20 protein-coding genes and 2 tRNA genes are annotated in these 18,771 nt (G+C 47.6%); 11 read left to right on the top strand and 11 right to left on the bottom strand.

Features of this window, described 5'->3' with window-relative positions; translation table 11 throughout:
- Positions 1-63 precede the first annotated feature (63 nt).
- Positions 64-378, top strand: coding sequence for a hypothetical protein (locus tag ACJJIF_RS01360; RefSeq protein ID WP_444930463.1), 315 nt, complete (start codon positions 64-66; stop codon positions 376-378).
- A gap of 350 nt (positions 379-728) precedes the next feature.
- Here ACJJIF_RS01360 and ACJJIF_RS01355 read toward each other — a convergent pair whose 3' ends face one another.
- Entirely contained in the window at positions 729-1,472 is a 744-nt protein-coding gene (locus ACJJIF_RS01355) for an ImmA/IrrE family metallo-endopeptidase (RefSeq protein WP_444930462.1), read from the bottom strand.
- A complete protein-coding gene (locus ACJJIF_RS01350; RefSeq protein ID WP_444930461.1) occupies positions 1,456-1,776 on the bottom strand; it encodes a helix-turn-helix domain-containing protein in 321 nt (106 codons plus the stop codon). Before ACJJIF_RS01350 ends, ACJJIF_RS01355 begins: the two co-directional genes overlap by 17 nt.
- A 162-nt stretch (positions 1,777-1,938) precedes the next feature.
- Between ACJJIF_RS01350 and ACJJIF_RS01345 the strand changes: the two genes are divergently transcribed.
- Positions 1,939-2,133 carry a YjzC family protein gene (locus ACJJIF_RS01345; RefSeq protein WP_444930460.1) on the top strand — a complete coding sequence of 65 codons (195 nt, stop codon included), beginning with the start codon at positions 1,939-1,941 and terminating at the stop codon, positions 2,131-2,133.
- Positions 2,134-2,273: 140 nt separating this feature from the next.
- Positions 2,274-3,296, top strand: a complete 1,023-nt coding sequence (locus ACJJIF_RS01340; protein ID WP_444930459.1) for a DUF1173 family protein — start codon at positions 2,274-2,276, stop codon at positions 3,294-3,296.
- A 520-nt stretch (positions 3,297-3,816) separates the two neighbouring features.
- On the opposite strand, the gene ACJJIF_RS01335 is transcribed toward ACJJIF_RS01340, so the two are convergent.
- Positions 3,817-4,188 carry a hypothetical protein gene (locus tag ACJJIF_RS01335; RefSeq protein WP_444930458.1) on the bottom strand — a complete coding sequence of 124 codons (372 nt, stop codon included), beginning with the start codon at positions 4,186-4,188 and terminating at the stop codon, positions 3,817-3,819.
- 265 nt (positions 4,189-4,453) lie between these two features.
- On the opposite strand from ACJJIF_RS01335, the gene tnpC reads away from it, so the two are divergent.
- Genes tnpC through ACJJIF_RS01315 form a run of 4 tightly spaced genes read left to right on the top strand, consistent with a single transcriptional unit; the run spans position 4,454 to position 7,125 of the window.
- Positions 4,454-5,875 (top strand): IS66 family transposase, encoded by a 1,422-nt coding sequence (gene tnpC, locus ACJJIF_RS01330; protein WP_444930457.1) that lies wholly within the window; start codon positions 4,454-4,456, stop codon positions 5,873-5,875.
- A gap of 11 nt (positions 5,876-5,886) precedes the next feature.
- Complete coding sequence (locus ACJJIF_RS01325) at positions 5,887-6,096, top strand: hypothetical protein (protein ID WP_444930456.1); 210 nt, start codon at positions 5,887-5,889, stop codon at positions 6,094-6,096.
- A gap of 11 nt (positions 6,097-6,107) precedes the next feature.
- Entirely contained in the window at positions 6,108-6,803 is a 696-nt protein-coding gene (locus tag ACJJIF_RS01320) for a phage integrase (RefSeq protein WP_444930455.1), read from the top strand.
- Positions 6,775-7,125, top strand: coding sequence for a tyrosine-type recombinase/integrase (locus ACJJIF_RS01315; protein WP_444930454.1), 351 nt, complete (start codon positions 6,775-6,777; stop codon positions 7,123-7,125). Before ACJJIF_RS01320 ends, ACJJIF_RS01315 begins: the two co-directional genes overlap by 29 nt.
- Here ACJJIF_RS01315 and ACJJIF_RS01310 read toward each other — a convergent pair.
- Positions 7,122-7,673: a hypothetical protein gene (locus ACJJIF_RS01310; RefSeq protein WP_444930453.1), complete on the bottom strand. Its 552-nt coding sequence runs from the start codon at positions 7,671-7,673 to the stop codon at positions 7,122-7,124. The two genes, ACJJIF_RS01315 and ACJJIF_RS01310, sit on opposite strands and share 4 nt — an antisense overlap.
- Positions 7,674-7,784: 111 nt before the next feature.
- Positions 7,785-7,872 (bottom strand) — tRNA-Ser (locus ACJJIF_RS01305).
- Between the two features lie 669 nt (positions 7,873-8,541).
- Between ACJJIF_RS01305 and ACJJIF_RS01300 the strand changes: the two genes are divergently transcribed.
- From ACJJIF_RS01300 to ACJJIF_RS01290, 3 genes are all read left to right on the top strand, one after another.
- Entirely contained in the window at positions 8,542-8,841 is a 300-nt protein-coding gene (locus ACJJIF_RS01300; RefSeq protein ID WP_444930452.1) for a hypothetical protein, read from the top strand.
- A gap of 632 nt (positions 8,842-9,473) precedes the next feature.
- Positions 9,474-10,154: a GIY-YIG nuclease family protein gene (locus ACJJIF_RS01295; protein WP_444930451.1), complete on the top strand. Its 681-nt coding sequence runs from the start codon at positions 9,474-9,476 to the stop codon at positions 10,152-10,154.
- Between the two features lie 107 nt (positions 10,155-10,261).
- Complete coding sequence (locus ACJJIF_RS01290; RefSeq protein ID WP_444930450.1) at positions 10,262-10,543, top strand: hypothetical protein; 282 nt, start codon at positions 10,262-10,264, stop codon at positions 10,541-10,543.
- A gap of 443 nt (positions 10,544-10,986) precedes the next feature.
- Here the strand turns inward: ACJJIF_RS01290 and ACJJIF_RS01285 are convergent, their stop codons facing one another.
- Both ACJJIF_RS01285 and ACJJIF_RS01280 read right to left on the bottom strand, forming a co-directional pair.
- Positions 10,987-11,667, bottom strand: a complete 681-nt coding sequence (locus ACJJIF_RS01285; RefSeq protein WP_444930449.1) for a hypothetical protein — start codon at positions 11,665-11,667, stop codon at positions 10,987-10,989.
- 750 nt (positions 11,668-12,417) lie between these two features.
- A tRNA-Ser gene (locus tag ACJJIF_RS01280) sits at positions 12,418-12,505 on the bottom strand.
- 782 nt (positions 12,506-13,287) lie between these two features.
- On the opposite strand from ACJJIF_RS01280, the gene ACJJIF_RS01275 reads away from it, so the two are divergent.
- The gene (locus tag ACJJIF_RS01275) at positions 13,288-14,682 is read left to right on the top strand and encodes an adenylate/guanylate cyclase domain-containing protein (protein WP_444930448.1); all 1,395 of its coding nucleotides are present in this window, start codon (positions 13,288-13,290) and stop codon (positions 14,680-14,682) included.
- 28 nt (positions 14,683-14,710) lie between these two features.
- Here the strand turns inward: ACJJIF_RS01275 and cyoD are convergent, their stop codons facing one another.
- Genes cyoD through ACJJIF_RS01255 form a run of 4 tightly spaced genes read right to left on the bottom strand, consistent with a single transcriptional unit; the run spans position 14,711 to position 18,685 of the window.
- Positions 14,711-15,031, bottom strand: a complete 321-nt coding sequence (gene cyoD / locus ACJJIF_RS01270) for a cytochrome o ubiquinol oxidase subunit IV (protein WP_444930447.1) — start codon at positions 15,029-15,031, stop codon at positions 14,711-14,713.
- Positions 15,024-15,650: a cytochrome c oxidase subunit 3 gene (locus ACJJIF_RS01265; RefSeq protein ID WP_444930446.1), complete on the bottom strand. Its 627-nt coding sequence runs from the start codon at positions 15,648-15,650 to the stop codon at positions 15,024-15,026. The genes cyoD and ACJJIF_RS01265 overlap by 8 nt, the downstream gene beginning before the upstream one ends.
- A complete protein-coding gene (locus tag ACJJIF_RS01260) occupies positions 15,651-17,726 on the bottom strand; it encodes a cbb3-type cytochrome c oxidase subunit I (RefSeq protein ID WP_444930445.1) in 2,076 nt (691 codons plus the stop codon).
- Entirely contained in the window at positions 17,723-18,685 is a 963-nt protein-coding gene (locus ACJJIF_RS01255) for a cytochrome c oxidase subunit II (RefSeq protein WP_444930444.1), read from the bottom strand. The genes ACJJIF_RS01260 and ACJJIF_RS01255 overlap by 4 nt, the downstream gene beginning before the upstream one ends.
- Positions 18,686-18,771: the final 86 nt, after the last annotated feature.

The following is an 18,771-nucleotide window of genomic DNA, read 5'->3' as shown; positions in this document are numbered from 1 at the left end:
TAATCCACCAATCAAAATACAAAATTGACGCCCAAGATAAACCGGAAGCTAAAGGCTTAAAAAGTGCTTAAATTTAAAGAGTCTGAATCTGAGGCTAGAATTCTCGCCTTACACTATGCCAGAAAAATGGATGATCAACTTCTCGTAGATTTTGTTATGTCAAAAATACAAATTGACTCAATTGAGATGGCATCTTCACTAACAAAATCATTTTGGCAAATGACAGAGTTAGCGATAAAAGACAGTGGCGAAAATAAAGTAATTGAAGGTATATCCGACATAGAATTCTGGATGTATAAACTTTTCAACAAAATTTCGGGTTACATGTTTATTCATGGCTTCGAAGAAATCTGGGAAAGTGCATCGAGTAAAGACTAGGGTTAGCCTCAATATGACCCTATAGATATCTAGGGGAGCAAGCTGACTCTATGTCAGAGTGCCAACAACCAAGAGCGCACCAAAGAGGGAAAGCCTCAAAAACAAAAATCCCGGCACAAGCCGGGCTCTTGGAAGATGGCGGTGAGGGAGGGATTCGAGCCCGTTACAACCTGCAAGATAGTGAAAAATAGTGTTTTATTTCAATGCCTTAAGACATTTACAACCACTATTGAGCACTTTAAAGCACTACTATGTAGTCGAAATGTAGCCACTATTCGGTAATCATGGGGCGCTACCGCCCCCATACCCCCGGTGAACGCTCAATCGCCGCGAGGCTGGTTAACAGGGGATTAATTTTTAGACAGCACCACGAGAATAGAACTGTAATTTGGCATTTCAATAATGCTCTGATGCATGTCCTGATCAAACTCCCTCATCCCCCAATCTGAGGCCGACGCAAGTACACCTGAACCAAGGCTTATTTCCTTCCCTTTCCTCAGATAAAAGCTATTGAAATATGAATTCTTATAGCTCCAAATCACCTTGCATGAGCTATCAAGCATTATGACTGCCGCTGCCTGGTTGTGTTTTTCCACCGCTCTACAAGCCGTTGCAGTCATACTCGTTTCATAAAGATCATGTAATTCTTCAAGTAATAGCTTTGACAAAGGCTTTTGATGAATTCTTTGTCTTATATCAGTTCCAGGCATTAAAAGATTTGCAGCAAAAACATTAGCCTCTCGCTCAATATCATTCCCATGCGGAGCCAAATCACCGAAATTATTTAAGTCTTCAATGCTACATCTGAGATTCAGATTATCTTTGTGCAAGAAATAGTGGCCTAACTCGTGGGCCAAAGTGAAATTTACACGCCCTTGTTCTTTGATAGATGAGTTATAAATTATAGCTTTTAGCTCATCCTCAATAACTAAACAGGCCTGAAAGTCATCCTCAAAGACCTGGCTTGCAACCTGAATACCACATTCTTTTGCTATTTCTTCGCATTTGACAGGGAATGGTGAATCTGGATGCGTGGCTATCCAGACCTTACTTAACTGAATGGCCGACTTTTTACATTCAGGTATCTGTGTCATCCGATTTAGCTCCCTGCCTTAATACTTCCAACATTCCCTGGAGTTGCTTCTTTGTTGGGTCACTTAACGTTTTATACTCTCTGAAAAATACCATGTCACTATCGTTCTGTTCAGCTCCCATCATATACTCAACGGTGCTCCCTAGCTCTCTTGCCAGCCTGTTGACCAAATCAGCCGATGGTTTCTTGTCATTATTATTCTCAAGCTCCCAGATGTAGCTCTTAGTTGAATCGACTCTCTTTGCCAAAGCCTCAAGTGTAAGCCCCTTTTCATTTCGCAGATTCTTTAACCGTTCAGAAAACATATATAGGTATCCAGCAGACCATTTTCAATAGTTCATTATAGCAAAACTTTTTTTGACGCTGTAGAGAAAAAAAGGCTTGACCGGGTTCTTAGTCGCGGGTATGTTTGGTATCGCAGTAACGAACTTATTGCATAAAGTTAACTTTCATATGAGGTATTTGGCATGGCCGATACATACAAACCGGGGCAAACGGCTCCAGCATCTGGGCAATATGGCATTGTGGGTCCGCGTGGTGGTAACACCGGAGAGGAGAGAACTGTTGTCAGAGGGGAGCCTCTGCCACCAACTCCGCAGGCTGGGCAATCTTACATATTGGTTGATCCAACAAAGAATGGGAGCGGGAAGATAAAGCGATAGGTAGATAAGGAAATAATCTACCTATCGCATCGCGAGTACAGGAAGCTGCATTCACGTTGGGGAACGAGATTCTGCAGCTTCCCTGTACTTCAGTCAAGTTTTAAGCACATCTAAATTAACAAGCGACTTAAAGGTACTCTATGTCAGCAGGTCACTATATTTATTTCCCTTTAAGTGGCAAATATCTTAGAAGCGAGTTAGAAGATAACAAATCGCTAGCACAAGAAATATTCAAAAAACATCATAAGCCCAAGGATGAGCATAGACCTGTTTGTCTTTGTTCCGAAGAAAAGCCCAAAATGCAGGTTTATTTGCATGCAAATGGTTTTTATCACCTCAAAAGAAATCCTGGAACAGGTTTGCAGCACGCTACCTGGTGCGGCAGTCACGGGGAAACGGTTGAAAGCTATGGAGGCACCGATTTTGAGTCCGCAGTTTCGTTAGAAATTGATTCATCCAAAAAAATCCGCGTTGCCTCCAGCTTGACCATTGCGGAAACAGGCGAGGTTGCAAGTGGTGATCCCGGCGGAGTAAAAAATTCCTCAAGACAGCATAAGCGAACTTCGCTAAAAGGTTTTTTCGAATTTATTTGGAGTGAGCTGAATTTCCTAGATCAACATGAAGGTGATGACAGGCTCCATTATCGAAAGATTAGAAAGGAAATCATCTCCCTAAGCGAAAGTCTAAAATACAATAAAACGCCTGTGCATCAAGTGCTTATTATGCCGGGTGGGCTTTCCGATGAGATGCAAAAAAAACAGCTGAATGATCTTTCATTGTCTGAAAACGGGTTCAGCCCTAAAACACGAGTTCTGTTACTTGGATTGCTTAATAGCGTAACGATAGAAGATTCAGGAAAATGTACAATTCGACTGTGGAATGACCCAAACTTTGATGCCGAGTACTATAGCCCAGAGAAAACAGTTAAATTTTTTGTTAATGAAAAATTAGTAAAAAAAGCCCTAAGAGCCATTAACATCAAGGGCAAGCACTACGAATTTGAACGAAAGAAAATGGAAGGCTTCGTTTGGGTTGTCGCCACAGCTCAGCCATATCCATCAAAAGATTCAACATATACCTATCCGATAATAAAAGACATTGCGATTATCCCTGTTTCTAGCGAACACGTCCCGTTCAGTCTCGGAAATACTTTAGTCCAATGACGCTCGCCGCTGGGCAGGGGTTCCAGCGAACTGGAACCCTTTAACTAGGCTGCTTTGTTGGTGAGTGTCAAGGGGCCGTGTCCTCGCTTAAAACACGCCTATGGCGCTGCTGCGGGCCGCACCAACCCCTTGACACCAGCGTCCTCGTCATATGAGCTTGCAGGTATCGCGACTGCTACAGGGCGTCCAGAGCGTCCAGAGCGTACAACAATTATCTTTTCGAGAGGATCTGTGTCAGACGCTAGCTTTTTCATCAAACCGTTAAATCGGCGCTTGAATTGAGATAGAGGAAAGACCTTGAGAATATCGGGTCTGCTGCTCTGAATCATATGGTTTAGATGAGGGAAATCTTCGGATAATACTCGATCATCAATAATCATAGAGATACTGCCTTAATCTGATTTTACCCCTGCTGCCACAAAATAAGGCCTGTTGATATGAATTTCGCATGCGAAATCGCAAAAGAGGTGATGACCCAGAGCGCGCCCGGCACGTCCGCAAGCGGCCGTCCCGGCCTCGCTCATGGTAGTAGTTTAAGTAGATCACGATTGCGCACCCGGTAAGCATACTCACTGGATTCGTTCGCAATATAAAAAACCACATCAACGCCTTCTTTCCGGTAACCGGTAAAATCAGGTAAGTCAAAATATTCACCCGACTCTGCGTCTTCCAAGAATAAGTGGAGTTCGCTATCTACATAGTGATGACCACGATAGAACATGACACCAGCTAAAGGAGCTAACTGATTTTTGGATCCGGCATAGTCAGAGCTATCTATACGAGCTACGTCACTAACAGTATTATCTGCTGGTTCAGCTATTTCTGTATCGGACATGGCAGCACTGATCTTGGGAACCACCACTGATGCAAATGCCCCAACGGCGAACAGCATAGCGCCCGCAGCTAAAGCAAACTTACGCCAGGGTAAACGCTTCTTATGTGTATGTACCGTTGCTGATTTGTAATACTTAAACGTAACTACTCACCCCTAACTGCCACCTCATCAAAAAAACTATCAGATTTTTTAAAGCAAAGAAACAGAAAAGCTGAGACAAATGCTATAAGCAAACTCGCTTTATTGTTATCCGCAACGATCTGAGATACGCCAAAATTTGTGATATCCTACACCTTCGAGATAACGGGTTCACTTTTCGGTTATGGCCAACATTAACAAAACTTCTGTGCGCGAGGAAATGGATCGTCTAAAAGCCGAGTTCCAGCGCCAGTGTGCCGAGAAGTTGTTAAGCCAGGAAAGTCGCCTGCTACTGCAAAGCGTGTTTACTCTGCTAGAGTTGATACTCGCCATTTTTCTGGAGAAAAAAACGGCCAAGACGAATAAAAACTCCAGCAAGCCATCCTCCCAAACGGACAAAGATGAATCCGCATTGCCCCAGGGGAAAGGGAAAACAGAAGTCGTTCAGGCCGCTGACAACCATCGCATCACAGAAACTACCTCCATCAGCGAAGTCCGCTACTGCAGTGACTGCGGCGAAGACCTAACAAGCGTCCCGTGCTTAAGTCATGAACGACGCACTCGTATTGATATTCAGTTTGAAAAAGTAGTCGAGCATGTCGATGCCGAAGTAAAAGCCTGCCCCACTTGCACTCATACCGTGAAAGGCGAGTTCCCTGCCGATATGGCGGGACCATTGCAATACGGCAATGGCCTGAAAGCCTACGCGATCAACCTGTTGGTCTGTCAAATGATCGCCTTAAATCGGGTGCAGAAGGCGGTTAAAGCCATGATCGGGCAAATGATCTCAGAAGCTACTCTATTGAAATTTGTACTGCGACTACATGAAGCCCTGGCGGACTGGGAGCAATCAGCTCTTGAGGAATTATTGCAAAATCCCTCGCTCAACGTAGATGAAACCTCCCTGAGGGTCGAGCAAAAGAATCATTGGATTCATGTGTATGCCTCCGGCGATATTACCCTCAAGTTTTTACACCGAAGTCGCGGTAAGGAAGCAATTGAACACATTGATATCATACCACGCTATGGGGGCGTCATTATTCATGACTGCTGGGCCTCGTATTTGTCTTATACCCACTGTGGGCATGGCCTGTGTGGCTCGCATTTGTTGCGTGAATTGACCTTTGTCGTTGATGCCAATGGGTATGAGTGGGCGAATGATATGAAAAGCTTACTGCAAGCCACCTGCAAAACAGTCTCGGTGAGAAAACGCAAAAAACTGATTAAAAAGGAATACGCTGTTCTGCAACAGCAGTATCGGGAAATTATTGCTAGAGGTGAGCAGGAATTACCCGAGATTCCAGCTAAACCCAAAGGCCAGCGCGGCAAAATGGCGAAGACCGATGCGCATAATCTATGGGAACACTTGAAAAATTACGAAATGGCGGTTTTATTGTTTGCCAAAGAGAGCCACGTCTCCTTTACCAACAATCGTGCGGAAAGGGACCTGCGCATGTCAAAGGTTAAGCAAAAAGTATCTGGTTGTTTTCGATCGGCACACTATGCACAGGCCTATTGTCGCATTTCGAGCTATTTACAAACTATGGCTAACAAAGGCCACAACCCTTTGATTGCAATTCAGATGGCGCTTTCGGGCCGTATTTAAATCGGTAGGGGGTGAGTAGTTACCATTATTTCTATGAAAAAGCATGCAAAGAGCTGGCTGACCTGAACGAGCAATATGGTGAGACTCACCGAATTGCTGTAATGCTCAGCAGAATGTTCGGAGAAATCTTGCTTCCTGGTGCTTCATCAAATGTACTTTCGCCATTGGCTCAGGAGCAAGATCCAGAAAACGGGGTAGATAAAGCCTTCTTCGGAAAGTGAGTTAATGGGATATGACCGTCAAGAAGGATGGAAGTAAATGGCTCGTGGATGTCTATCCCAACGGGAGGGAAGGAAAACGTGTCCGAAAGAGATTTCCAACGAAGCTTGAAGCTCAGCGCTTTGAAAAATATGTATTAAACAAAGCGTTCGAAGACAAGGATTGGAATACTGGCAAAAAAGACTCGTGCCGCCTATCCGAACTCATCGCAACTTGGTATCAAGTTCACGGCCAACATTTAAACTACTCAAAGCGCCGACTAAATCTGCTCAACTACGCTTGCGAAGCAATGGGAGACCCTGTTACTCAAAAGCTAACCCCTGAGACGTTTCTCAAGTACCGAGAGCAAAGAATAAACAGCGGTATCAGCGCAAAAGCAGTAAACAACCTACTCGGATACCTCAACGCAGTTTTCAACGAGCTACACCGTAATAAAATTATTTCATACGAAAACCCGATACAAAAAGTACGCCCTATAAAGATTAAGGAACGGGAGCTGTCCTATCTGGACAAAGAGCAAATTGTCGAGATGTTAGACATATTAAGCTCAGTTTGTGTAAATCCACATGTCACGTTGATTGCCAAAATATGCCTATCGACTGGCTGTCGCTGGGGCGAAGCTCAAAGCCTTCACGCTCGCCATATAAAAAACCAAAGAATAACATTCACCGACACAAAAAGTGGAAAAAACAGAACGGTACCCCATTAATAAGGAGCTTGAGCAAGAGATTCGTAATCATGGTTCTGGTCAACTCTTTACCAATCCAGAAGAGACCTTCCGCAGAACTTTGAGAATGTGCAGCTTTGAAGTATCCAAAGGGCAAGCAACTCATATTCTCAGGCATACATTTGCATCGCATTTCATGATTAACGGCGGAAATATTTTGTCTCTTCAACGAATACTCGGTCACAGTTCAATTACGATGACCATGCGGTATACCCATCTGTCACCAGAGCACCTTGTCGAAGCAATAACCTTGAACCCTCTGGCAAAAAGTCTTCTCGAAAGAGCAGATGTAGCTTCAAGTTAATTTACAGATTTATAAATCAGATCTCCATAACCCCATATAAATGAGGATACAGCGATACAGATGATGCCAGATGCTGAAATGGCCCGATTAATCTTTGGAATCACACCTCTCAAATTGTCCATGTTCTCGGAATAAACAACTTGGTGATGAGCTGGAAGAGTAATATTTACAGAGCCGTCGTATGGCTGCCCCAATAGCAAAGCTTCGACCTTTGCTTCAAGTACCTGAAATTTATTTCTCAATGTAATGAGTAAGTCTTTCGAATCGGTAATTTTTTCAACATCATTGCTGTAAGCGGTATGCTTAAACAACAACAATTCACCCAAAGCGCCAAGCATACAGCCTATTGATCCTGACCGGGAAAACCAATCCCATGGATCATCTAGCTGAAAATTGAAGGCCTGAAACCAGCCAAGAAAGAGACTGAGAGCCGAGAAAAATATAAAAAGTATTGCAAGCGATGGTATGGATTCTTTTCTATAAAGCCAAACAAGCTCTAATTTAGATAGCTTTTTCTGATTTGCTTTTTTATCGGCTTCAGAAACCACATTAAATCCTTTAGCGTGGCCAATTTAACACCTGAGAGTTAGGTGTGTAGGCAGTCTGTAGTCATCAATGCCCTTTAATATCTATAACTTATTGATTTTAAAGGAAATTAATGGCGGTGAGGGAGGGATTCGAACCCTCGATGCCTTTCGACATACACACTTTCCAGGCGTGCTCCTTCGACCACTCGGACACCTCACCAGATTGTCACCCTTTGTCGGGGTCACCCGCCTTTCAGCGGTCTCGCCTCAGAGAAATCTTCAGGAAAATCAAGAAGATAGCTACTATATCGTCGAGAGAGTGCGCACTTTACCCAAATACCGGGGAAAGTTCCAGCTGAATCTCAAATGTTTATGCCCGCGCCCACTCTTAGAGGCTCATATTGATGAAAAAGGTTAAATTTTATACAACTCACATGCAATATAAGCTCAAAATTTAAACATTCCAGGCCGACCCAGGAGCGACAACTAACTTGAAAATACCGCAACCACCGCAGAGCATGGCCGTAAGTAGGTAGAGATAAAGATAGGCGGGTAAAGTGTACTAGTTCAGACTAAATTTGGCAGTTGCCGGTTTTTCAGAAAGCACTCTGCCGGGGCAAGCTTAGCTTACAAACTTTTCCTTCCACTTCCGCAGGGGTTGGCATCGTTATCTAGTACCTCCTACAGTCTTAGGAATCGACCCCATCTCAGAAGCCAAGGCGATAACGCCTTCCCCGAGTTCCTATTTGAAATGCCGATCTATACACTTTATTGTTATATCTCATCACGCTTAGTAGTTTTAGCACCTTAGCCAAGTACTTGGGAGTATTAGGCTACTATACGTCAGGGATGAATACAGGATTCAAGGATCAAAAATCAAGGAAGTAACATGTCTTTAACTTGGGTGATTATAGGATCATTCTTTCAGCTAGCTTTTTCCGGCTTTCTCTTTATGATGGCCGTCTTTGCCTGGGGCGGCATTGCCAACGGAAAAGATTTATCAACCTTTTCATCCGCGATACTCGCGATTTCTCTATATTTTTTACCTTTTCTTGGGTTACTTTCCACCGGTATTGTTATATATCAATACACCCACAACGGAACAGCCTCCTCTTACTGGTGGTACCTTATGCCTATCGTAGCGGCTATTCTATATGTACTTTATATCAGTGTGATATGGAAAAACTAAAGCGCTATCTAGTGGTCAAATATTTTTGACCACCTTCTTTTGAGCATCTCGAAGTTTTTCTTCTGCCACAGTTTGGCGGTAAGCCGTCGGTGTGCTGATGTGGCCCCATTTGGCGATAGTAGCCAATAATGTAATCGTTGATCGTCTGTTTTGCTGCAGGCAAACTGGAATAGCCTACTTCCAGCACCCACTCCGCCCTTAAGCTGCTGAAAAAGCGTTCAGTTGGCGCACTACCCCAGCAGTTGCCACGACAACCCAGGCTCTACTGCATGTGGTAGCTCCGGTGTTAAGGCGCCGCCAGTTAGCGTCTTACCTGCCCTCTCCGCACGAAGCTTCCGCACCCAAGGTTTCATTGTCGACTTACCCCCCCATAGCCTCATATGCAGCCTTCAGTGTGTGACCAATAACAAGTTGCGCCGCTTCCTGCTTGGACTCTGGGTTGAATTTTCTTTTTGAGCTAGCCACCTATCCACCTGGCCTTCTTTGAAAGTGACAATATCACTCAAACTCAGGTGACCAAATTCACTATGCCACTACACACCTACTACCAAACAAAATCGCTTACTTCCGGAGTCGAAATTGGCCTTAGCTGTAGGGCCAGGATCTTGATCAGCCTGATAAAGGAGTTTTAAATGGGATATATTAATTTTGATTTGTCCAATGCAGGGAGCCTGCATACTTTGGCCTCGCCAGGACCAAATATTGCCGGCACACTCCCAGCAGGCATACCTGCTGCGGGCGGTTTATATCTGATTCACCACTCGACTAATGACAATAGATATATAGGTAAGTCCGGCAATCTTCGCCAAAGGTTCGAAGGTAGGATGCTCACAGTGAATGAGTTTGGGCTAAGTCAAGCAAATCTTGCGAATCTCGGCGTATTTTGGGGTGAGGTAGATTCCTGGAATACACCCGCCCCGGTTATGGGTGTGGCAGCGCCACTCGTGAATACCTTGATTCCACCTGTCGCTCCGGCTGCCTTAGGTTTCCAAGTTATCAGGAATGGTAACGGCGCAGCTCCACCAATGCCAAACGCCGTAATCGGTACACCCGGCGGCCCCATCGATTATGGTGCGGCACAGGTAACTACAACGATAGATGGAATAGACGTTAACGTCGAAGCACTGCTTATTCGTTTTTTCCGCCAAGCGATCGGTGTCGGCGGCTCGATCACAAACGGTGTCTATATGGGGCCCTTTACTAACCCAACCAATCATGAATTGATTGTTCAGGTCGAATGGGCTGCATGTCCAGTAGTCAACATTCCTGCGGCCCATTACTGTATTTCTATCCCAGCGCATGGGCAATTCTAGGAAGAAAAAAGCTGGCGTTACCTGTTTTGAAGAATGTTTTTTATAGTGGTCTGTAGTGGTCTAATACTTCCGGACACTACAGAAAGCAACAAGAAGGTTTGTGCGCCATGAGTAATTTTACTAAAGAACAAAAGCTAACATTCTTAGCCCTAGCAGAAGCATACGACAAGAAGATTTACGATATAGCATCTCAGGGAGACTCTTGCTGCATAGAGATTACATCAAAAGGTGAAGCTGAGAGCCTTGCTTTTTTTTCCTCCAAGATATGCGCCTTAGTGTTCAAGGACTATCCAGACATAACCGGGAAAGATGAAGATATTAATGCTGATGCTGAAATGGTGGTTCACATGATCTCTGACATATTGAGCGAATCGGAATTTGATACCTGACACCCAGCCTTATCCTATCCCGCATTCAACTCTGAAGCGCATCACTCTTTAGGCTGCTGCGGCAGCCGTATATTCTCCCATTACTTGCTTCTAGGTTTATAGCCCAACATCTTTCTTGAACGATTATTTAAACGCTCAATAGCTACTTCGACATCGGCCCGGCCTACAAACCTAAAATCAGTTTATTGCGGAAAGTATTGACACAGCAGACCATTAGTATTCTCATTTAGGCTCATCTCCCAAGATGAATAGGGATGTGCAAAGTAGGCCTTCGCATCCAGAGTCTCACCAATCTTCTCACACGGAGAAAAAGCGGCAGATGTTACCTTCAGCCGACCGTTCTTTTCCAGGTAATTAACTGATGTGCTTCAAACTTGAATACGGGAAACTTTACTGTTCAGACACATTCCACGTAAAAAAGGAGTCTTTACCAATAGACACCTTTAGCCATTAGCGCTCGAAATAGAGTTTGCTGCCTCCCATTTTTCACTTGACCCACCCTGCTTTAACAGAGAGATACCCACCCAAATAAACCAGACAATTTGGGAAATACCGAATATTTCTGTGAAGATATCATCTGGATAGATAGTCGCAATTCCCGCCACCCCCACTAGCACACCGATAAAGTTTAATGGCCGAGAAAAAAGCCCAGTTTGCAATGCAGCAATGCTAATTAACAGAACCCAAAGTCCACCCACTAACTCAATGCCACCACCGAGACCTTCAACCATCAAGTATATTATTCCCCAGGTATCGAAAGCCTTCTGAATACTGACTTCCATTATCCCCAAAGCGTAAGCAAGCCCTATATTTGCAATCATACCACTCGCCATGACAAGACCCACCCAAACTGCTCCAAACAAGGATGCCAATGCAGCAATCTCCCGCCTATTATTTTTTAGTTTTTCATATAAACTAACTACCACACAGCCCAACAAGATCGCAAAGACCAAGTACATAAGGGTATAGGCAATGTTAAAAATCAGCTGGTTTTCCACCAGGAACGTCATTTTTTCTGTAGGGCTCCCATCCGATGGGAATGACCAAAAAGCGCCAAAGAATACAAAAGCGCTAATATAAATTAGCCCCATGCCAAACGCCGAAACACCAGCAATTCTATCCATAGCTCTCCACCTATCATTTTCGAACTCAATTCAAGGCCCATAAACATCTCTTCAATTATGCAACCCAAATAAGCCAAACTCTTAACACCCCAACCTATCTAAACGGCAGGTAATCGCAAAAATGAGATCTCAGGAACAGAAGAAAATCACAAGATTTAAACAAAATCGAGCATTAATGCCATTTCTGACTAGCATTCCCTCAAACCTAAAAGAAGACTGCTACGTCTCGCTATTGTCTATTAAAGCAAAGTGAATAAGATGAAGGGGGCAAACTAAAGAAAGGGGGTAAAAAATCTCAAAGCATCCAGTAATCAGTGATTACATCGAGAGCCGACCTACTTAACAACCAGTTCACAGCCAGCTCTAGCGGCAGATAGTGTCCTATTCAGTCGCCAAAACAGCCTCGATCTGACGCATGCAAATGGCTTGAGCCCAACTGCTGTTTTTAATACACAGACAATGCCCGTCCCGGCAACAAAGACCCCTCAGGATATATGTAAATTATCGCTTTAAATCTACAGCCCAATTGGCTCCCCCTCTCTTCAGTAAAATATATAGCGCAACCATGAGAAGCTGAAATAGCAAGTAGATAAAGGGCGTACCTTCGAGTCAAAACCAGTAGCAGCAAAATACATTCGCCGCTAGAAGCTTAAGGAAACACCAGGACAGATACCCAGAAAAGGTAACGAGAAAACCAAGAAGAGAAAAGCACAAACAAAAAAGCCCGGCATAAGCCGGGCTTTTAGAAGATGGCGGTGAGGGAGGGATTCGAACCCTCGATGCCTTTCGACATACACACTTTCCAGGCGTGCTCCTTCGGCCACTCGGACACCTCACCAAATTGTCACCCTCTACGAGGGCAATCCGCCTTTCGGCGGGCCTCTCTCTTCAGCGAAATCTTCAAGTAAATCAGGAAGATAGCTGCTGTGTCTTCGAGAGAGCGCGCACTTTACCCAAATGCTTGGGGTTGTGCAAGCACTAATGTAAAAAAAATTCTCAGGCCGCCAATAGCGGGCTTCCCTGCGCCCCTCTTCGGGGGAACCACAATGGTCGGAGCGGCGCAGTGGCCTTTACCGACGAACCCCGTGCTCAGCGCGGCCTGGTATCGCGACCAAGCCACCCCGCGCGGCAATAATAGATCCAGACCGTCACTATATAACCACTAGCTATCAATTTCTGCCACAGGCGCCTATCGCTGTAAATAAGACATCCAAATTCTCCTACAGGTATATGGCGGCAACAGGAACAGCACAATGTTATCTGCTGAGCTTTCACGGTAAGGCGCCCTGGACGCTCCCTGCTCTTTTTGGAGGGAATAGAGAGTCGCCCTCGCCGCGCCTTCACCCTGTGGGAATAGCCAGTCACTCAGCCATCTCGGGAAGCGGCGAGCATTCTGGCTCGGGCATTTGCACCCCCGGCCCAGAGTCTGCTGAAGATACCCGCAGTCACAATAAAAAAATCACTTGCGCATACAGTTTTTTCGCATTCTGTTCCTCGGAGGAGTAAACTGCGCTGTTGAGGTCACAGCGTGGCTATACGGCGGACGGGGAAATCGGAGCCAACCTGTCGCCAACACGCAAGGTGTTCACTTTCTGCTCAAATGGATAAAGAACAATACAAATGCAGGATCAGCTTGAGGAGTGCCCGGGGCGAAATATCAATCCCCGCTACTCCACTTATTTCCGCACCCTGATTTTATTTGCCGCCGCCGGCACCCTGGCATATTCGGTGAATTGGTCGGCGCCCTGGCAATTGGACAAGCTGATTATCCTCGGATCTGCGGCCTTTATCGTAGCTTACAGCGCCCTCGCCCAGTTTATTCTGTATAAGACCCGCAACAAGAAGGCGTCAAATACCCGCCGCTGCCTGTCTTTCCTCGATACCGTGCTGATCGGCATCACCATCTCCCTAACCAACTTCACCATGCTGCCCTCACTGCTCTTGGTGACCATGGTGCAATTGAACGCCCTCACCGGGGGCGGCGGTCGCAGTTGGTTTGAGCACAATACCGGGCTGTTGGTAGGGGTCGTTATCGGTTACCTGATGTACGAGCCCTCCCTGCTAGTCAGCGCTGACCTCACCATCAGTACCGTGAGTCTGATCTGTATCCTCGCCTACCTCTGCGCTTACGCCTTCTTTACGCACCGCCAGATTGGCCAGCTGAAAGAAGAGAACCACGCCCTGATGATGGAGCAGCGCGTCAGCAAGGTCCGCTCCTACAAGCTGTCCAAGTACCTGCCACAAAAGCTGTGGCGCTCTGTGACCACCGGGGACGAAGAGGCCCTGGTGACCCAGCGCAAGCTCCTGACCGTGTTCTTTTCAGATATCAAAGATTTCAGCCAGCTCACCGAGGAGTTGGAGGCGGAGACTTTTACCCACCTGCTCAACAACTACCTGTCCGAAATGGCGCGCATAGCCGGGCAGTACGGCGGCACCATCGATAAGTTTATCGGCGATGCGGTAATGGTTGTATTTGGGGATGATGAGAGCAAGGGGCCAAAATCCGATGCCCTGCGTTGTGTGGCGATGGCGCTAGCTATGCGCAAGCGCGTACGCGAAATGAAGCAGGAGTGGTACAACAAGGGAATCTCCCGGCCGCTACAAGTGCGGATGGGTATCAATACCGGCTACTGCACCGTGGGCATTTTTGGCACCGCCAACTACCAGTCCTATACGGTGATGGGCACCCACGTTAATCTTGCCGCCCGCTTGGAGGGCGCAGCCCAGCCGGGAGAGATCCTGATCAGCCACGAGACCTGGGCGATGATCAAGCACACGGTGATGTGCCGGGACAAGGGGCATATTACCGTGAAAGGTATCAGCACCCCGGTGAAGGTCTACCAGGTATCTGATCTACGCAAGAACCTCGGTGGTCAGCAGAGCTACCTGGAGGAGCACGCACCCGGCTTCTCTATGCATTTAGACCTGGATAAGATCCGCAACTACGACAAGGAAAAAGTCTTACAGTCCCTGCAAAAAGCGGCATCCAACCTAAAGAGCAAAGTGATTATCTGATCCGATCAAGGTGCGTAGGCGCAACGGGCTACATTGTCGTATGCATACGCACCGCCAGATTCCCCATAATCCACACCGTCCCCAAAACAATAATCGCCAGAATTAAGCTGGAGAAAAGGATTAACGCCAGGTTATCCCACTGTTCCCGCTGGGTGGTGACATGCAAGAAATATTTCAACTGCACCAACAGCTGCGCAATCCCCAGTAGGGCAACGAGAATCAAAACACCTTTCTGCTCCCGCCCAATCGTCAGCACGGCGGCGAACGCGGCCAAGGTGAGCACAATCGAAAGAATATAACCGGTGAGATACAGGCGCAGCTGCTGCGCAAAAGTCAGTTCTTTAGCCATAAACCCACCCGCCGAAATACACCACAGAGAAGATTCCGATCCAGATCACATCGAGGAAGTGCCAAAACAGCGCCAGGCGCAGGAAACGCAGCTTTACAATATGGCCCAACCCCATCGTAAATACCTGGACGATCAAGACGACCATCCACAGGCAGCCGAACGCAACATGGAGCCCGTGTAGGGGCACTAAAGAAAAAAAGGCCGACAGGTAGCCGCTGCGCTGCGGCACGCCACCCTTCGCAGCCATACTGGCAAAGTCATGGAGTTCCAGCGCCAGAAAGCCCATCCCCAGCAGCAGGGTTATCAGCACCCAGAAGAGAAAGCTGGCGCGACTGCGTTCATACTTTAGGGCAACTGTCGCGATACCAACGGTCAGACTGCTGGTGAGAAGCAGCAGGGTCTGGGCGAGCAGGCTGGCAAAATCAAACAGCGCCCTCGGGCCCGGCCCGCCCGCAGTGGCGCCCACCATGGTGATATAAATCGCGAATACCACCCCAAAGAAAATCAGGTCACTCATCAGAAATACCCAGAAACCAAAGAGCACCCTGTCCGGGGTTTTGTCACTGGCTTCTTGCGGGGGGCTCGCGCCCACACTTTTCGCTGAGGGGGGCGGGGGCATTTAAAGGTCCAACCTCGCATAGCCCAGGTTGCGCGGGGAGTCCTCCAGGTCCCGGGCCACGGGTTCAGTCTTATCAATCAGGGCCAGCCAGGCTTCCATCTCCTGCTCCAATTGGCCGGCGGGAATCCGATACTCCGTTTCTTTGCGGAAAGTGGACGCGATCACCGCAATCAATAGGGTCAGCGCCGAGATCAGGGCGAGCCACCAGATATACCAGACCAGGGCAAACATCAAAATGCCACTGGCAACACACACAATAAATCCGAGGGGATTATTTTTAGGCAGCTCGATATCCCGGTAAAATTTAGGTCGCTTGTAGGCCTCGCCGTGCTCTTTGGCCTCAGTAAAAGCATCCCGGTCGGTCACCCTGGGTATCTCAACAAAGTTGTAAGCCGGCACCGGAGCCGGTGTAGCCCACTCCAGCGAGCGGCCATCCCAGGGATCGCCAATGGGGACCCTGCTCTTATCCCTATCCCGAATACTCACCCAGCACTGCACGATCAATGCAATCAGCGCGGCCAGCACGATCATTGCACCGATAAAGGCGATAACCATATAGGGCTTAAAGGTGAGGTCGGCGTAGCTGAAAGAGCGCCGTGGCATACCCAGTAAGCCGGCGCCATAAAGCGGGAAAAATGTCAGCATAAACCCGGCAAACCAGAGGTAGGCCGAACGCTTACCCCACTTATCGTTGAGGCGAAAGCCAAATGCCTTGGGGAACCAATAGTTATACCCGGCCAAAATGCCAAACAGCACGCCGGGAATCAGGACATTGTGGAAGTGAGCCACCAGAAACAGGGTGTTGTGTACCTGGAAATCCACGGTGGGGTTGGCGAGGATAACCCCGGAAAGACCACCGATAACAAATAAAATCAAAAAGCCGATAGCGTAGACCATCGGGGTGGTAAAGCGTATTCGACCGCGATACAGGGTCGCCATCCAGTCGTACACCTTGACCCCGGTCGGCACCGCAATCAGCATTGTCGCGATCCCAAAGGCGATATTGATTGTCGGGCTCTGCCCCATGGTAAAAAAGTGGTGCAGCCACACGGTAAAAGACAGAATGGCGATACACATAGTGGCCACCACCAGGGATTTATAGCCGTATAGGGTTTTTGCCGAGTAAGTGGAAAAAACCTCGGAAAAAATACCATAGGCCGGCAGCACCAGCAGATAGACCTCGGGGTGGCCAAAAAGCCAAAATAAATTGGCATAGTTCATCATATTACCGCCGAGATCATTGGTGAACAGATGGAAATCCAGATAGCGGTCCAGGGCCAGCATAAGGGCAGCCACGCTGAGAGGCGGCATTGCAAAAATCATTAGGGTCGACGCACAGAGTACTGTCCAGCAAAACAGCGGCATGCGGAACAAGTGCATACCCGGGGCGCGGCATTTATACAGGGTGACGGTAAAATTAATCCCCGTTAACGTCGTCCCCGCCCCGGAAAATACAATGGCCCATATCCAGTAATCCGGCCCGACCCCAGGGCTGAAATCCGCCCCCGTATAGGGTGGGTAAGCCGACCAGCCGCCAGTAGAAAACTCCCCCACCACCAGCGAGACCATCATAAGCATTCCCGAGGAAACAGTTACCGCCAGGCTGATCTGGTTGAGGAGCGGAAAGGCCACATCGCGGGCGCCAATTTGCAGTGGCATGGCAAAATTAATCAGGCCCACCAAAAAGGGAACTGCGACGAAAAACACCATAATCGTGCCGTGGGTACTGAAAAGCTGGGCAAAGTGGTCCGCATGCAGAAACCCCTCCGGGGCGGCCGCCTGCTGGGCCCGCATAACCATGCCTTCCAGTAGCCCCCGCAGCAGCATCACCACGGCAAAAACAATGTACATAATGCCGATTTTCTTATGGTCGGTACTGCTCAACCAATCCCGCCAGAGGGTTCCCCAGAACTGGTAGCGGGTTATTAACAGCGGGATTACCACCATAGCCAAAATCACAATTGAACCCGCCGCACTGGCGACGGCTTCACTGATCGAGGGCTGCTCCAGAAATTTACTAAATACCAGCGAATCTCCACTGAGCTTGCCCAACCAGCCGTAATCCAGATTGTTCATGGGCGCGCACCCTCAGCATCACTGTCATCGCGTCCAAACGCCCTGGTGCCGGGCTGTTCTTCGGTACTCAGCGGTTGACCAGAGTGATAGCGCATCACTATTTGCTGAAAAATCCCGCTATCCGGCAAGTTAAAGTACAGTGTATTCGCCGGCATCTGGCGATTGCCAAGGGCCTTGTAGGCCTGCTTTTTCGTGCCCCGCTGCGCCAGGCGGTTATAATTGTCACTGTTGAGCTCAATCCCCGCCAATCGCACTGTCTGCACCCAGGTGTCAAAGCGATCCTCGGTCACAACCTCGACAGCAAAATTCTGTTCTACAAATCCCTCGCCGCTATATTGAGTATTTTCCCCTCGGGTAGCGCCAGTTTGCGTGCCGATAAAATTGAGTTTTGTGGTCATACCCGGCATCACATAAATTTGCCCAACCAGCGCAGAAATAAGAAATGACTGCATTACCGTATCACTGGTCAGAGTCATCGATATCGGTGTGTGTACCGGCACCACTAATTCGCCCACCGTCGCAATATCCAGTTCCGGGTAAATAAATAACCATTTCCAGTCCAGACCGACCACTTGTATTTTGAGCGGGGGGACAACCCCCTGAATTTCCTCGTAGGGGTCGAGACGCGCTGTCGCGCGCCAGAGCATAATTGACAGCACCGTAATGATAAGAAAGGGGATGCCCCACATAATCACTTCCAATGGGCCATAGGTCTCCCACTTTGGCGCGTAAAATCCACGGCTTTTCTTTCTGCGGTACTTGATTAGAATCACCGGCACCAAAATAAAAACGGGCAGCACCGCGACCATGGTGAGCGCCATAGCCCAAAAAAAATGCACCTTTTGCTCTTCTGCCACCGGACCCAGTGGCATCAAAAAGGTTTCAGTGGCAAGGGCCGAAGGGGGGATAAATAGTATTGAGAGAAAAATGGGCAGGGGCAACAGCCTGCGCAGAGACACTCGCCAAAAAACCACAGGCCTTTTACAGTACAATCCATGGTAAAGCCTACCGACAAAAGTCATGAGCCGGCCCCTATTCCAACTAA

This window comes from Microbulbifer regidiadema (SeqCode) (assembly GCF_052467605.1).
This window is presented reverse-complemented; position numbering and strand designations above follow the sequence as displayed.

Bases quoted from the DNA above. Each gene is read 5' to 3' on its own strand.
- ACJJIF_RS01355 (WP_444930462.1), bottom strand. From the start codon at position 1,472: ATGACACAGATACCTGAATGTAAAAAGTCGGCCATTCAGTTAAGTAAG.
- ACJJIF_RS01350 (WP_444930461.1), bottom strand. From the start codon at position 1,776: ATGTTTTCTGAACGGTTAAAGAATCTGCGAAATGAAAAGGGGCTTACA.
- ACJJIF_RS01345 (WP_444930460.1), top strand. From the start codon at position 1,939: ATGGCCGATACATACAAACCGGGGCAAACGGCTCCAGCATCTGGGCAA.
- ACJJIF_RS01340 (WP_444930459.1), top strand. From the start codon at position 2,274: ATGTCAGCAGGTCACTATATTTATTTCCCTTTAAGTGGCAAATATCTT.
- ACJJIF_RS01335 (WP_444930458.1), bottom strand. From the start codon at position 4,188: ATGCTGTTCGCCGTTGGGGCATTTGCATCAGTGGTGGTTCCCAAGATC.
- tnpC (WP_444930457.1), top strand. From the start codon at position 4,454: ATGGCCAACATTAACAAAACTTCTGTGCGCGAGGAAATGGATCGTCTA.
- ACJJIF_RS01320 (WP_444930455.1), top strand. From the start codon at position 6,108: ATGACCGTCAAGAAGGATGGAAGTAAATGGCTCGTGGATGTCTATCCC.
- ACJJIF_RS01300 (WP_444930452.1), top strand. From the start codon at position 8,542: ATGTCTTTAACTTGGGTGATTATAGGATCATTCTTTCAGCTAGCTTTT.
- ACJJIF_RS01295 (WP_444930451.1), top strand. From the start codon at position 9,474: ATGGGATATATTAATTTTGATTTGTCCAATGCAGGGAGCCTGCATACT.
- ACJJIF_RS01290 (WP_444930450.1), top strand. From the start codon at position 10,262: ATGAGTAATTTTACTAAAGAACAAAAGCTAACATTCTTAGCCCTAGCA.
- ACJJIF_RS01285 (WP_444930449.1), bottom strand. From the start codon at position 11,667: ATGGATAGAATTGCTGGTGTTTCGGCGTTTGGCATGGGGCTAATTTAT.
- ACJJIF_RS01275 (WP_444930448.1), top strand. From the start codon at position 13,288: ATGCAGGATCAGCTTGAGGAGTGCCCGGGGCGAAATATCAATCCCCGC.
- cyoD (WP_444930447.1), bottom strand. From the start codon at position 15,031: ATGGCTAAAGAACTGACTTTTGCGCAGCAGCTGCGCCTGTATCTCACC.
- ACJJIF_RS01265 (WP_444930446.1), bottom strand. From the start codon at position 15,650: ATGCCCCCGCCCCCCTCAGCGAAAAGTGTGGGCGCGAGCCCCCCGCAA.
- ACJJIF_RS01260 (WP_444930445.1), bottom strand. From the start codon at position 17,726: ATGAACAATCTGGATTACGGCTGGTTGGGCAAGCTCAGTGGAGATTCG.